The organism is Citrobacter sp. Res13-Sevr-PEB04-36 (genome assembly GCF_015672735.1).
Taxonomy (GTDB): domain Bacteria; phylum Pseudomonadota; class Gammaproteobacteria; order Enterobacterales; family Enterobacteriaceae; genus Citrobacter.
In genome coordinates, this window is the sequence record NZ_JADABY010000067.1 from 1 (window position 1) to 14,738 (window position 14,738).

The following is a 14,738-nucleotide window of genomic DNA, read 5'->3' on the forward strand; positions in this document are numbered from 1 at the left end:
TAATGACATAAAAAACGGGAACCACTCGGCTCCCGTTCTCACACAACCCAGGATCTGGATTACATGTTTTCGATGATCGCGTCACCAAACTCTGAACATTTCAGCAGCTTAGCACCATCCATCAGACGTTCGAAATCGTAAGTTACGGTTTTCGCGTTAATCGCACCGCTCATACCTTTAACGATCAGGTCTGCGGCCTCTACCCAACCCATGTGGCGCAGCATCATTTCAGCAGACAGGATGATAGAACCAGGGTTCACTTTATCCTGACCCGCATACTTCGGTGCAGTACCGTGGGTGGCTTCGAACAGTGCACATTCGTCACCGATGTTTGCACCCGGCGCGATACCGATCCCGCCAACCTGCGCCGCCAGGGCATCAGAGATGTAGTCACCGTTCAGGTTCATACAAGCGATGACGTCATACTCTGCCGGACGCAGCAGGATCTGCTGCAGGAACGCATCGGCGATAACGTCCTTAACAACAATCTCTTTCCCGGTTTTCGGGTTCTTGATTTTCACCCATGGGCCACCGTCGATCAACTCACCACCAAACTCTTCACGCGCTAACTGGTAACCCCAGTCTTTGAACGCGCCTTCGGTGAACTTCATGATGTTACCTTTATGTACCAGGGTAACAGAATCACGATCGTTGGCGATGGCGTATTCAATCGCCGCACGCACCAGACGTTTCGTCCCGTCTTCGGAACACGGTTTGATACCGATACCGCAATGTTCCGGGAAGCGAATTTTCTTCACGCCCATCTCTTCGCGCAAGAATTTAATCACTTTCTCTGCATCAGCAGAGTCGGCTTTCCACTCGATACCGGCGTAGATGTCTTCAGAGTTTTCACGGAAGATGACCATGTCGGTCAGTTCAGGATGTTTAACCGGGCTTGGGGTGCCCTGGTAGTAACGAACCGGACGCAGGCACACGTACAGGTCAAGTTCCTGACGCAGTGCAACGTTCAGTGAGCGAATACCGCCGCCAACAGGGGTGGTCAGTGGGCCTTTGATGGCGACACGGTAGTCACGAATCAGATCAAGGGTTTCAGCAGGCAGCCAGACGTCCTGGCCATAGACCTGAGTGGATTTCTCGCCGGTGTAGATTTCCATCCAGGAGATTTTACGCTCGCCTTTATAGGCTTTCTCGACAGCAGCATCGACAACTTTGATCATCGGTGGGGTTACATCAACGCCGATACCGTCGCCTTCAATGAACGGGATAATCGGATTTTCAGGAACGTTGAGTTTGCCGTTTTGCAGGGTGATCTTCTTACCTTCCGCCGGAACAACTACTTTGCTTTCCATTCACCTCTCCTTCGAGCGCTTCTGGTTCTGCTCGTCTGTCATCACGCTGCATGTGCATTTGCGTCCTGCTACACGGATGCGTTAGAGCAACTTTTTGTTAATGATTTGTAATGAGCGTGTCAATACTACCCTATTGTTCGCCGCCATGAAAGACACTCGTTCTTAGGCTATAATGCGGCAATTGATATAATCTGAAAATACCATGCAAAAAACTTCTTTTAGAAATCACCGGGTTGAGCGATTCAGCTCACGACAAGTCACTAAGCAGCGTAAAGAAAACCAGCCAAAACGCGTGGTTTTGTTCAATAAACCCTACGATGTTTTGCCACAATTTACTGACGAAGCGGGTCGCAGCACGTTAAAAGATTTTATTCCCTTACAGGGCGTCTATGCTGCGGGGCGCCTGGACAGGGACAGCGAAGGTCTGCTGGTACTGACCAATGACGGCGCATTGCAGGCTCGATTAACGCAGCCGGGTAAGCGCACCGGAAAAATTTATTACGTGCAGGTTGAAGGTGAGCCGACGCCAGAGGCGCTGGATGCCCTGCGCAATGGCGTGACGCTCAATGATGGCCCAACGTTGCCGGCAGGCGTTGAGGTTGTTGCCGAACCTGACTGGCTGTGGCCGCGAAATCCACCGATTCGCGAGCGCAAAAGCATTCCCACCCGTTGGTTGAAAGTCACGTTGTATGAGGGACGTAACCGTCAGGTGAGACGCATGACGGCGCACGTGGGTTTCCCCACGCTGCGGTTAATCCGCTATGCCATGGGGGATTACACGCTGGATAACCTCGCCAACGGCGAATGGCGTGAGCTGCAGCCGTAGCATCCATTTTTAACGCAACTATTAACAGGGAAGAACACGGCATATGGATAAACGGATCGTTGCAGCGCTCATGTTGTGCGGCATTTCACCATTTTGTTATGCAAAACAGGATTGTGAAACGCTCGCCGGGATCGCGGCGGGAGAGGCAAATTATCTTTACTCCTCTGCCAACGTCCGTGCTGACTCTCGCCTGCATTTCTACTCTGCACCGGCCAGCGGATGCCAGCTCCCGGCGTTTTTGGTCAATAGCGACACCGTAGAGGTGCTCAGAAGTTCGCAGCGTTATGAAAGCACAGGCATGCTGTCCAAAGACGAACCTTTTCGTTACGTCCGCTACCGGGGCGCAAACGGCACTTTCGCTACCGGTTGGGTTACCGCTGACGGACTTACGCCGTTAGCTAACTCGCTTCCCGTTAGCCCTGCCTGCCAGACATGGGCCAATAAAGCGATGTCACAACGTGATAAAATGCCCCCCGCCGCCAGCAACCATTATCAGGTCATCGGCCGCACGCGCGCTGAGTTCTATTCAATGCCAAATGCGCAGTGCCGCAACAGTTCCGTGTTCCTGGTTCCCGGCGACGTGGTTTCTGCTCAGGAAGAGTCCAAAGACGATTTTATTGAGGTGGTCTATTACACCACCGATCGCCATAGCGTGCGCGGCTGGTTGAAAAAATCACAGCTGCAACCTTTAAACAGCGGTGACCGCTATCGCGACGACATCAATCCACTCTCTACAGATACAGCCACGCGGGTCGCCACCCTCAGTTTGCGTTATGACTATCAATGTGTTTTTTATGAGAGCTGGAATGCGAAAAATGCGATTGAAATCATCGTGCGCGAAGACCACCAAACCGAATTTTGCCGAGGTGCCGCCGATCCACAAACCTCCCCTCCGGTGGCCTATATCAGTATCGATAAAGCCACGGGCGAAATCAGCTGGCCAGATGTTTCTGAAGGCTTTAAAGAAGAATAAGAGGTGAACCATGTTCAAACCGCACGTCACCGTCGCCTGCATTGTGCATGCCGAGGATAAGTTTTTAGTCGTTGAGGAGACCATCAACGGCAAAGCGTTATGGAACCAGCCTGCCGGACATCTGGAAGCGGATGAAACCCTGGTACAAGCCGCTGCACGTGAACTGTGGGAAGAAACCGGCATCACCGCGCAACCGCAGCATTTTATTCGCATGCATCAATGGATAGCCCCGGACAGAACCCCGTTCTTGCGTTTTCTGTTTTCTCTTGAGCTTGCCAATATGTGCGCTACCGAGCCGCATGACAGCGATATAGATTGCTGTCGCTGGGTCAGCGCGGAAGATATTTTATCTGCACCCAACCTGCGTTCGCCGCTGGTTGCAGAGAGCATTCGCTGTTATCAGAGTGGACAACGGTATCCGCTGGCAATGATCGGAGAATTTAACTGGCCGTTTACAGAGGGTGTCAAGTAAAGGGCTGCGTGATAGAATATGCCGCCTTTAAGTTCAATGTCGTGAGTATTCCTATGTCTGAAAGCCCAAAAAAAGTGATCGTCGGCATGTCCGGCGGTGTCGATTCCTCCGTTTCTGCCTGGCTGTTGCAACAACAGGGTTATCAGGTTGAAGGCCTGTTCATGAAGAACTGGGAAGAGGACGACGGTGAGGAATACTGTACCGCTGCCGCCGATCTTGCGGATGCGCAGGCAGTCTGCGACAAACTCGGCATTGAACTGCATACAGTTAACTTTGCCGCAGAATACTGGGACAACGTCTTTGAGTTGTTCCTTGAAGAGTACAAAGCGGGTCGTACGCCAAACCCGGATATTCTGTGCAACAAAGAAATTAAGTTTAAAGCCTTCCTCGAATTTGCCGCTGAAGATTTAGGTGCCGATTTCATCGCCACCGGTCATTACGTGCGCCGTGCGGACGTCGACGGAAAAAGCCGCCTGCTGCGCGGACTCGACGGCAATAAAGACCAAAGCTACTTCCTCTATACGCTCGGTCACGAGCAGATCGCCCAAAGCCTGTTCCCGGTCGGTGAACTGGAAAAACCGCAGGTGCGCAAAATCGCCGAAGATCTGGGCCTGATTACCGCGAAGAAAAAAGACTCCACCGGCATCTGCTTTATTGGTGAACGTAAATTTCGCGAGTTCCTCGGCCGTTACCTTCCGGCTCAGCCAGGAAAAATCATCACCGTGGATGGCGAAGAAATCGGCCAGCACCAGGGGCTGATGTATCACACGCTGGGCCAACGTAAAGGTCTGGGTATCGGCGGAACCAAAGAAGGGACCGAAGATCCGTGGTACGTGGTCGATAAGGACGTTGAGAACAACATTCTGGTTGTCGCTCAGGGTCACGATCACCCGCGTCTGATGTCCGTTGGCCTGATCGCACAACAGTTGCACTGGGTCGATCGCGAACCCTTCGCCGGCACAATGCGCTGTACGGTGAAAACCCGCTATCGTCAGACCGATATTCCGTGCACCGTTAAGGCGCTGGATGACGAACGTATTGAAGTGATTTTTGACGAGCCGGTTGCGGCGGTAACGCCAGGTCAGTCGGCCGTCTTTTACAGCGGCGAAGTATGCCTCGGTGGCGGTATTATCGAGCAGCGTCTGCCTCTGCCGGTATAATTTATCTACATATCTAATACAAGGAAGCAGTGAACGTGGCAAAGAATTATTATGACATCACCCTCGCTCTGGCAGGCATTTGCCAGTCGGCTCGCCTGGTGCAACAACTGGCACACCAGGGGCACTGTGATGCCGATGCACTGCACGTTTCACTCAACAGCGTTATTGATATGAATCCCAATTCTACGCTGGGCGTGTTTGGCGGCAGTGAAGCCAATCTGCGTCTGGGTCTTGAAACGCTGCTCGGCGTACTGAACGCCAGCAGTCGTCAGGGGCTAAACGCGGAACTCACCCGCTATACGCTGAGCCTGATGGTGCTGGAGCGCAAGCTGTCAGCCGCCAAGGGCGCAATGGACACGCTGGGGGACCGTATTAACGGTTTGCAGCGCCAACTAGACCATTTCGATTTGCAGTCAGAAACGTTAATGAGCGCGATGGCGGGCATTTATGTTGACGTCATCAGCCCGCTCGGCCCACGTATTCAAGTCACGGGTTCCCCGGCTATCCTCCAGAGCCCGCAGGTTCAGGCCAAAGTCCGCGCGTCGCTTCTGGCCGGCATTCGTGCTGCCGTACTCTGGCACCAGGTCGGTGGCGGTCGTCTGCAACTCATGTTTTCTCGTAATCGCCTGACCACTCAGGCAAAACAAATTCTTGCTCATTTAACCCCGGAGTTGTGATCTATGGAATTATCCTCACTGACCGCCGTTTCCCCTGTCGATGGACGCTACGGCGATAAAGTCAGCGCGCTGCGCGGGATTTTCAGCGAATACGGTTTGCTGAAATTCCGTGTACAGGTTGAAGTACGCTGGCTGCAAAAACTGGCCGCGCACGCAGCGATCAAGGAAGTTCCTGCTTTTGCTGCCGACGCAATCGGTTTCCTTGATACGATCGTCGCTAACTTCAATGAAGAAGATGCCGCACGCATCAAAACCATTGAACGCACGACCAACCACGATGTGAAGGCCGTTGAGTATTTCCTGAAAGAAAAAGTGGCGGATATCCCGGAACTGCACGCTGTTTCCGAGTTTATCCACTTCGCCTGTACCTCAGAAGATATCAACAACCTGTCTCATGCATTGATGCTGAAAACCGCCCGCGATGAAGTGATCCTGCCTTACTGGCGCAAGCTTATCGACGCGGTGAAAGACCTGTCCGTGCAGTATCGTGACATTCCCCTGCTCTCCCGTACGCACGGCCAACCAGCTACGCCGTCTACGTTGGGCAAAGAAATGGCTAACGTGGCCTACCGTATGGAGCGCCAGTATCGCCAGTTAAACCAGGTAGAAATTCTCGGTAAAATCAACGGTGCCGTCGGTAACTATAACGCCCACATCGCCGCTTATCCGGAAGTTGACTGGCATCAGTTCAGTGAGGAATTCGTCACTTCGCTGGGTATTCAGTGGAACCCGTACACCACGCAGATTGAGCCGCACGACTACATTGCTGAGCTGTTCGATTGCGTCGCGCGTTTTAACACCATCCTGATCGATTTTGACCGCGACGTCTGGGGTTATGTGGCGCTGAACCACTTCAAACAGAAAACCATCGCCGGTGAAATTGGTTCTTCCACCATGCCGCACAAGGTTAATCCTATCGACTTCGAAAACTCCGAAGGCAACCTGGGCCTGTCTAATGCGGTGTTGCAGCACCTGGCGAGCAAACTACCGGTTTCCCGCTGGCAGCGTGACCTGACGGATTCTACCGTTCTGCGTAACCTGGGCGTGGGAATTGGCTACGCGTTGATCGCGTATCAATCCACGCTGAAGGGTGTGAGCAAACTGGAAGTAAACCGCGACCATCTGCTGGACGAACTGGACCATAACTGGGAAGTACTGGCTGAGCCGATCCAGACCGTCATGCGTCGTTACGGCATTGAAAAACCGTACGAGAAGCTGAAAGAGCTGACCCGTGGCAAGCGCGTCGACGCCGAAGGCATGAAGCAGTTTATCGACGGACTGGCCCTGCCAGAAGAAGAGAAAACACGTCTGAAAGCAATGACGCCGGCCAACTATATTGGTCGTGCCATCACCATGGTTGATGAGTTGAAGTAATTAATCCTGCGCCAGATGGCGCTCACGCTTATCTGGCCTACATTTATCCGCCGTAGGCCAGATATGGCGTTCATAGTACCTTCCGACATTCCCCTCGGTTTATTAAATGTTTATCCCCACAGTCACATAATCAGCGTTAAACTATTCATACCGTTAATTTAGGGAGAAATGAAGATGCGCGTACTGGTTGTTGAGGATAATGCCTTGTTACGTCACCACCTGAAGGTTCAGTTACAGGATGCCGGCCACCAGGTTGATGATGCTGAGGATGCAAAGGAAGCAGATTATTACCTTAACGAACATCTGCCAGATATTGCGATCGTTGACTTAGGGCTCCCCGATGAAGATGGCTTGTCGCTGATCCGCCGCTGGCGTAGTAATGAGGTCTCACTCCCCATTCTGGTCTTAACCGCCCGCGAAGGTTGGCAGGATAAAGTGGAAGTGCTCAGCGCCGGGGCCGATGACTACGTAACGAAGCCCTTTCACATTGAAGAGGTGGTCGCCCGAATGCAGGCACTGATGCGCCGCAACAGTGGCCTGGCCTCGCAAATTATCTCGCTGCCGCCTTTTCAGGTTGATCTTTCCCGCCGCGAATTATCAGTGAACGATGAGGTCATCAAACTCACCGCATTTGAATACACCATCATAGAAACGCTGATCCGCAATAGCGGTAAAGTGGTCAGCAAAGATTCGCTGATGCTGCAACTTTATCCGGATGCCGAACTGCGCGAAAGTCACACCATCGATGTACTGATGGGACGTCTGCGTAAAAAAATCCAGGCGCAATATCCGGATGACGTGATAACCACCGTGCGCGGGCAGGGCTATCTTTTCGAACTGCGCTAATGAAAAAATTATTGCGCCATTTTTTTCCATTATCGCTACGGCTGCGCTTTTTGTTGGCAACCGCAGCCGTTGTGCTGGTGCTGTCGCTGGCCTATGGCATGGTCGCACTGGTGGGTTACAGCGTGAGCTTTGATAAGACCACGTTTCGTCTGCTGCGCGGTGAAAGCAATCTGTTTTACACCCTCGCAAAATGGGAAGACGGCAAGCTCCAGGTCGAACTGCCTGAACATCTCGATATGCAAAGCCCCACCATGTCACTTATCTATAATGAAAATGGCAAATTGCTATGGGCGCAACGCGATATCCCCTGGCTGACACACAGTATTCAGCCAGACTGGCTTAAAACGAATGGTTTTCATGAAATAGAAGCCGATGTCGACGCTACCAGCACGTTACTGCGCGAAGACCATTCCGCCCAACAGCAGTTAAAAGAGGTCAGAGAAGATGATAACGACGCCGAAATGACCCACTCGGTGGCGGTGAACGTCTACCCCGCAACCGCCCGCATGCCGGAGCTCACCATTGTCGTTGTCGACACTATCCCCATTGAGCTAAAGCGCTCGTATATGGTCTGGAGCTGGTTTATCTATGTTCTGGTAGCCAACCTGTTGCTTGTGATCCCACTGTTATGGGTCGCCGCCTGGTGGAGTTTGCGACCTATCGAATCTCTGGCGCGTGAGGTCCGTGAACTCGAGGAGCATCACCGTGAGATGCTTAATCCCGCCACCACTCGTGAGCTAACCAGTCTGGTACGCAACCTCAACCGGCTGCTGAAAAGTGAACGTGAGCGTTACGATAAATACCGCACGACCTTAACCGACCTCACCCACAGCCTGAAAACACCGCTGGCCGTTTTGCAAAGCACGCTACGCTCGATGCGTAATGAAAAGATGAGCGTAACGGATGCCGAACCTGTCATGCTGGAGCAAATCAGCCGCATTTCCCAGCAAATTGGCTACTACCTGCATCGCGCCAGCATGCGCGGCGGTAACGCCCTGCTCAGCCGCGAACTGCACCCGGTCGCCCCTTTGCTGGATAAGCTGACCTCTGCCCTCAATAAGGTATATCAGCGTAAAGGTGTCACCATCAGCCTCGATATCTCACCCGAAATCAGTTTTGTCGGCGAGCAGAATGATTTTGTCGAGGTCATGGGTAACGTACTGGATAACGCCTGTAAATACTGTCTTGAATTTGTCGAGATCTCCGCTCACCTGTCTGACGATCGCCTGCATATTCTGGTGGAAGATGACGGTCCTGGTATTCCGCAAGCTAAGCGTGAAGTGGTTTTTGATCGCGGCCAGCGCGTGGATACCTTACGCCCCGGGCAAGGCGTGGGGCTAGCGGTAGCACGCGAAATTACCGAGCAGTATGACGGACAGATTATCGCAGGCGACAGTCTGTTAGGTGGCGCGCGCATGGAGGTCATTTTTGGCCGTCAGCATCCGGGGCATAAAGACGAGTAAGTTGTTTGTAATATTTATGTACCGACATCACTTATCCGGTTAAGCATCCGTTATAATCGGAGCAACCAACTGTCTGCGGATGCGCATTATGGAATACCAATTAAACCTCAACTGGCCCGACTTTCTTGAACGCCACTGGCAAAAGCGCCCGGTGGTCTTAAAGCGTGGTTTTACTAACTTTATCGATCCGCTTTCCCCAGATGAACTGGCCGGACTGGCGATGGAAAGTGAAGTCGACAGCCGACTGGTCAGCCACCAGGACGGTAAATGGCAGGTGAGCCATGGTCCTTTCGAAAGCTATGACCATCTCGGCGAGAATAACTGGTCGCTGCTGGTCCAGGCCGTTAACCACTGGCACGAACCCACCGCCGCGCTGATGCGCCCGTTCCGTGAATTACCAGACTGGCGTATCGACGACCTGATGATCTCCTTTTCCGTACCCGGCGGCGGCGTTGGTCCGCATCTGGATCAGTACGATGTGTTTATCATTCAGGGCACCGGTCGCCGCCGCTGGCGCGTAGGCGAAAAACTCCAGCTGAAGCAACATTGCCCACACCCTGACCTGCTGCAGGTTGATCCGTTTGAAGCCATCATTGATGAAGAGCTGGAACCGGGTGATATTCTGTATATCCCACCGGGATTCCCGCACGAAGGCTACGCGTTGGAAAACGCAATGAACTATTCGGTCGGTTTCCGTGCGCCAAACACTCGTGAACTTATCAGCGGATTCGCCGATTACGTTCTGCAACGTGAGCTGGGCAGCACCTATTACAGCGATCCGGATCTACCGCCGCGCGACCATCCGGCAGATGTTCTGCCGCAGGAAATGGATAAACTGCGTGAAATGATGCTTGGGCTGATTAATCAACCAGAGCATTTCAAACAATGGTTTGGAGAGTTTATTTCCCAGTCGCGTCATGAACTGGATGTTGCCCCACCAGAGCCCCCTTATCAGCCTGACGAAATCTACGATGCCCTGAAACAAGGGGATGTGCTGGTACGTCTGGGCGGATTACGCGTCATCCGTGTCGGCGACGAGGTTTACGTTAACGGTGAAAAGATTAACTCACCGCATCGCCCTGCCCTCGAGGCGCTGGCCAGCCATATTGTGTTGACAGCCGAGAACTTTGAGGATGCGCTGGAAGATCCGTCTTTCCTCGCCATGCTGGCCGCGCTGGTTAACAGCGGATACTGGTTCTTCGAAGGGTAATAGGCGATTGTGCCTGATGCGACGCTAGTGCGTCTTATCAGGCCTACAGTGTGACATAGATAGATGCCGGATAAGGCGCAAGCCGCCATCCGGCATCTACGAACACTTTATTTTTGTTTCGCGGTCAATTCGGCAATGCGCACGATCACCTGCACCGCTTTTTCCATTCCTTCCAGCGTCACAAACTCATGTTTACCATGATAGTTGTAGCCGCCGGTGAACAGGTTCGGACACGGTAACCCCATAAACGACAGCTGAGCGCCGTCAGTGCCGCCACGAATGGGTTTCAGCACAGGTTCAATGTCGCAATCACGCATCGCCTGCTGGGCAATATCCAGCACGTGGGGATGCTCGATCACTTTCTCGCGCATATTGTAATAGCTGTCTTCAATCACCAGTTCTATGTAGCAATCCGGGTGTAACCCTTTGCCGACCTTTTTGGCAATTTCCATGATTTTACGTTTCCGCGCTTCAAACTGTTTGCGGTCAAAATCACGGATAATGTAGTGCATGTCAGCCCGGTCAACGGTGCCTTTCATGCTCGCCAGGTGGTAAAAACCTTCATAACCTTCGGTCGCTTCCGGACTTTCATCTGCCGGAACCTCAGCGTGGATACGGGCGGCTAGCGACAGCGCATTCACCATCACACCTTTTGCAGTTCCCGGATGCACATTATTACCGACGATCTTGATATTGACAGACGCAGCGTTGAAGTTCTCAAATTCCAGTTCACCCACGCCACCACCGTCAACGGTATAGGCCCACTTCGCATCAAATGCCGCAACGTCAAAGTGTTTCGCCCCTTTGCCAACTTCTTCGTCGGGCGTAAAGGCCACCCGAATATCGCCGTGGGGAATATTTTTATGCTTCAAAACCGCTAGTGCGGTCATGATCTCCGCCACACCAGCTTTGTCATCCGCACCCAGCAGCGTTTTACCGTCGGTGGTGATCAGCGTTTGCCCCAAAAGTTGATGTAACACCGGGAACATCACCGGCGACAGAACTTCATCACCAATACCTAACGCAATATCGCCCCCACGGTAGTTTTCAACAATTTGTGGATTGACGTTTTTGCCACTGAAATCTGGTGAGGTATCGACATGAGAAATGAAGCCAATCGCGGGAATACCGTCGGTAACGTTTGCGGGTAACGTTGCCATCAGCGTTCCCTTCTCACTTAGTGAGACGTCAACCAGCCCCATTTCTTCAAGCTGTTGTTTGAGCAGCTGTAATAACTTCCACTGTCCCTCAGTGCTGGGTACCTGCCGCACACCCGATTTGGACTGCGTGTCCAGCGACACGTAGTGTAAAAAACGCTCAAGTAGTTTATCCATGCAGTCACCCTCACTTTTCGTGACAACATTATCAATAAGCAAGAAAAGACAAATATTGCGTCAGGTCATTTTTATCCCCGCAAGTGAGAATATTTGTCCCCGACACCCCTTCTGACTATAAGGCTAAGTCAGTAATTCGCAACAAGGATTGGCGATTACAATGGTTTGCCGTAGAATAACGGCCCTCATTAAGAGTCATCAAGGTGGTTAACCACAAACCCCGTAGCGGTCAGCCATCCGTTGCGTTTACATGGGACAGAGTAAAAAATTGAATAAACAACCGCGTTCGCTTTCTCCACTGGTGCAATTAGCGGGAATTCGCAAAAGTTTCGATGGCAAAGAGGTGATTTCCGACCTGGATTTGACCATCAACAATGGCGAGTTTCTCACGCTGCTCGGCCCCTCTGGCTGCGGTAAAACAACCGTTCTTCGCCTGATTGCGGGTCTGGAAACGGTTGATTCCGGTCATATCATGCTGGACAACCAGGACATTACTCACGTACCTGCGGAAAACCGCTACGTGAACACCGTATTCCAAAGCTATGCGCTATTTCCCCACATGACCGTATTTGAGAATGTGGCCTTCGGTTTGCGCATGCAAAAAACCCCGGCAGCCGACATTCAACCTCGCGTCACCGAAGCCTTGCGCATGGTACAACTGGAAGAGTTTGCCCAGCGTAAACCCCATCAACTCTCCGGTGGGCAGCAGCAGCGCGTGGCAATTGCCCGTGCGGTGGTCAATAAACCCCGTTTGCTATTATTAGATGAATCGCTCTCTGCGCTGGACTACAAACTGCGCAAGCAGATGCAGAACGAACTGAAAGCGCTGCAGCGTAAGCTCGGTATCACTTTTGTCTTTGTCACTCACGATCAGGAAGAAGCGCTGACCATGTCAGACCGTATCGTGGTGATGCGTGACGGCAAAATTGAGCAGGACGGCACGCCGCGAGAAATTTACGAAGAGCCGAAAAATCTGTTCGTCGCCGGGTTTATCGGTGAAATCAATATGTTCAACGCAACAGTGATTGAACGTCTGGACGAACAACGCGTTCGTGCTAACGTTGAAGGTCGCGAGTGCAACATCTACGTGAACTTCGCGGTTGAACCAGGACAGAAACTGCATGTTCTGCTGCGTCCGGAAGATCTGCGCGTGGATGAAATTAACGATGACAACCACATCGAAGGACTTATCGGCTATGTACGTGAGCGCAACTACAAAGGCATGACGCTGGAGTCGGTTGTCGAACTGGAAAATGGCAAAATGGTGATGGTTAGCGAATTCTTCAACGAAGACGACCCTGACTTCGATCACTCTCTGGACCAGAAAATGGCCATTAACTGGGTAGAAAGCTGGGAGGTCGTACTGGCTGATGAAGAACACAAGTAAATTCCAGAGTGTGGTGATCGTCACCATTGTCGGTTGGCTTGTGTTATTTGTCTTTCTGCCCAACCTGATGATCATTGGCACCAGCTTTTTGACCCGTGACGATGCGAATTTCGTCAAAATGGTCTTTACGCTGGATAACTACGCTCGCCTGCTCGATCCGCTCTACTTTGAGGTGCTGGTTCACTCCCTCAATATGGCGCTGATTGCCACGTTCGCCTGCCTGGTGCTCGGCTATCCGTTTGCCTGGTTTTTGGTAAAATTGCCGGAGAAGGTGCGTCCACTGCTGCTGTTCCTGCTGATTGTTCCGTTCTGGACCAACTCACTTATTCGCATCTACGGACTCAAAATTTTCCTCAGTACCAAAGGCTATCTCAACGAGTTTCTGCTGTGGCTCGGGGTCATTGATACACCGATTCGCATCATGTTTACCCCCAGCGCGGTGATTATTGGCCTCGTTTATATCCTGCTGCCATTTATGGTGATGCCGCTTTATTCCAGCATTGAGAAGCTCGATAAACCGCTTTTGGAAGCCGCGCGCGATCTGGGTGCCAGCAAATTTCAGACCTTCACCCGCATCATCATTCCGCTGACCATGCCGGGAATTATCGCCGGTTGTCTGCTGGTAATGCTGCCAGCCATGGGGTTATTTTACGTGTCCGATCTGATGGGCGGCGCGAAAAACCTGCTGATTGGTAACGTGATTAAAGTTCAGTTCCTGAACATTCGTGACTGGCCGTTTGGCGCCGCCACCAGCATTACCCTGACCATCGTGATGGGGCTGATGCTGCTGATTTACTGGCGTGCCTCCCGCTTGCTGAATAAAAAGGTGGAACTCGAATGATCGGTCGACTGCTTCGCGGTGGTTTCATGACCGCCATCTACGCGTATCTGTACATTCCAATCATTATTTTGATTGTGAACTCCTTTAACAGCTCGCGCTTTGGCATCAACTGGCAAGGCTTTACCACCAAATGGTACGGCCTGCTGATGAACAACGACAGCCTGTTGCAGGCGGCGCAGCACTCATTGACGATGGCCGTATTATCCGCAACCTTTGCCACCCTGATCGGCTCACTGACGGCGGTTGCGCTTTACCGCTACCGTTTTCGCGGTAAACCGTTTGTCAGCGGCATGCTGTTCGTGGTGATGATGTCGCCGGATATCGTGATGGCGATTTCACTGCTGGTACTGTTTATGCTTATCGGTATTCAACTGGGGTTCTGGTCGTTGCTGTTCTCGCATATCACCTTCTGTTTGCCTTTTGTGGTGGTGACGGTGTACTCACGACTGAAAGGATTCGATGTGCGGATGCTGGAAGCCGCAAAAGACCTGGGCGCCAGCGAAGTCACCATTCTGCGCAAAATCATTCTGCCGCTGGCGATGCCGGCGGTCGCTGCTGGCTGGTTGCTGAGCTTTACCCTGTCGATGGACGACGTGGTGGTTTCATCGTTCGTCACCGGGCCGGGTTATGAAATTCTGCCGTTAAAAATCTACTCAATGGTTAAGGTCGGCGTTTCACCGGAAGTAAACGCGCTGGCCACCATTTTGTTGGTTCTGTCGCTGGTCATGGTTATCGCCAGCCAGCTTATCGCACGTGATAAAACTAAAGGCCGCTAACAGGCCCATACCCTATGGATTTCGAGTTGCATTGAGGCGGCAAGCTCGTGAGTCCCCAGGAACATAGATAACTATGTGACTGGGGTGAA

At 52.2% G+C, this 14,738-nt stretch carries 14 protein-coding genes; 12 read left to right on the forward strand and 2 right to left on the reverse strand.

Going from position 1 to position 14,738, the window contains the following annotated elements; translation table 11 throughout:
* Window positions 1-59: 59 nt before the first annotated feature.
* A complete protein-coding gene (icd, locus tag IMQ48_RS19610; RefSeq protein ID WP_115258716.1) occupies window positions 60-1,310 on the reverse strand; it encodes an NADP-dependent isocitrate dehydrogenase in 1,251 nt (416 codons plus the stop codon).
* Window positions 1,311-1,512: 202 nt separating this feature from the next.
* Between icd and rluE the strand changes: the two genes are divergently transcribed.
* The 9 genes from rluE (at window position 1,513) to roxA (ending at window position 10,311) form a co-directional block, all read left to right on the forward strand.
* Complete coding sequence (gene rluE, locus IMQ48_RS19615) at window positions 1,513-2,136, forward strand: 23S rRNA pseudouridine(2457) synthase RluE (protein ID WP_196210315.1); 624 nt, start codon at window positions 1,513-1,515, stop codon at window positions 2,134-2,136.
* Between the two features lie 43 nt (window positions 2,137-2,179).
* Window positions 2,180-3,109, forward strand: coding sequence for a hypothetical protein (locus IMQ48_RS19620; RefSeq protein ID WP_196210316.1), 930 nt, complete (start codon window positions 2,180-2,182; stop codon window positions 3,107-3,109).
* A 10-nt stretch (window positions 3,110-3,119) separates the two neighbouring features.
* On the forward strand, window positions 3,120-3,581 hold the full coding sequence (locus IMQ48_RS19625) for an NUDIX hydrolase (protein WP_196210317.1): 462 nt from the start codon (window positions 3,120-3,122) through the stop codon (window positions 3,579-3,581).
* Window positions 3,582-3,634: 53 nt separating this feature from the next.
* Entirely contained in the window at window positions 3,635-4,741 is a 1,107-nt protein-coding gene (gene mnmA / locus IMQ48_RS19630; RefSeq protein ID WP_196210318.1) for a tRNA 2-thiouridine(34) synthase MnmA, read from the forward strand.
* Between the two features lie 35 nt (window positions 4,742-4,776).
* Window positions 4,777-5,418, forward strand: coding sequence for a high frequency lysogenization protein HflD (gene hflD, locus IMQ48_RS19635; protein ID WP_117343114.1), 642 nt, complete (start codon window positions 4,777-4,779; stop codon window positions 5,416-5,418).
* A gap of 3 nt (window positions 5,419-5,421) precedes the next feature.
* On the forward strand, window positions 5,422-6,792 hold the full coding sequence (gene purB, locus IMQ48_RS19640) for an adenylosuccinate lyase (protein WP_196210319.1): 1,371 nt from the start codon (window positions 5,422-5,424) through the stop codon (window positions 6,790-6,792).
* Between the two features lie 174 nt (window positions 6,793-6,966).
* A complete protein-coding gene (gene phoP, locus IMQ48_RS19645) occupies window positions 6,967-7,638 on the forward strand; it encodes a two-component system response regulator PhoP (protein ID WP_196210320.1) in 672 nt (223 codons plus the stop codon).
* Window positions 7,638-9,101 carry a two-component system sensor histidine kinase PhoQ gene (gene phoQ / locus IMQ48_RS19650; protein ID WP_196210321.1) on the forward strand — a complete coding sequence of 488 codons (1,464 nt, stop codon included), beginning with the start codon at window positions 7,638-7,640 and terminating at the stop codon, window positions 9,099-9,101. The genes phoP and phoQ overlap by 1 nt, the downstream gene beginning before the upstream one ends.
* An 88-nt stretch (window positions 9,102-9,189) precedes the next feature.
* The gene (gene roxA, locus IMQ48_RS19655; protein WP_196210322.1) at window positions 9,190-10,311 is read left to right on the forward strand and encodes a [50S ribosomal protein L16]-arginine 3-hydroxylase; all 1,122 of its coding nucleotides are present in this window, start codon (window positions 9,190-9,192) and stop codon (window positions 10,309-10,311) included.
* A gap of 107 nt (window positions 10,312-10,418) precedes the next feature.
* On the opposite strand, the gene pepT is transcribed toward roxA, so the two are convergent.
* On the reverse strand, window positions 10,419-11,645 hold the full coding sequence (gene pepT, locus IMQ48_RS19660) for a peptidase T (RefSeq protein WP_196210323.1): 1,227 nt from the start codon (window positions 11,643-11,645) through the stop codon (window positions 10,419-10,421).
* A 250-nt stretch (window positions 11,646-11,895) separates the two neighbouring features.
* Here pepT and potA point away from each other — a divergent pair, with 250 nt between their 5' ends.
* From potA to potC, 3 genes are read left to right on the forward strand one after another with little or no spacing between them, the layout of a single operon-like run.
* Entirely contained in the window at window positions 11,896-13,032 is a 1,137-nt protein-coding gene (potA, locus tag IMQ48_RS19665; RefSeq protein ID WP_196210324.1) for a spermidine/putrescine ABC transporter ATP-binding protein PotA, read from the forward strand.
* Window positions 13,016-13,873 carry a spermidine/putrescine ABC transporter permease PotB gene (potB, locus tag IMQ48_RS19670; protein WP_196210325.1) on the forward strand — a complete coding sequence of 286 codons (858 nt, stop codon included), beginning with the start codon at window positions 13,016-13,018 and terminating at the stop codon, window positions 13,871-13,873. The genes potA and potB overlap by 17 nt, the downstream gene beginning before the upstream one ends.
* The gene (gene potC / locus IMQ48_RS19675) at window positions 13,870-14,649 is read left to right on the forward strand and encodes a spermidine/putrescine ABC transporter permease PotC (RefSeq protein WP_003030794.1); all 780 of its coding nucleotides are present in this window, start codon (window positions 13,870-13,872) and stop codon (window positions 14,647-14,649) included. Before potB ends, potC begins: the two co-directional genes overlap by 4 nt.
* The last annotated feature ends 89 nt before the right edge of the window (window positions 14,650-14,738 follow it).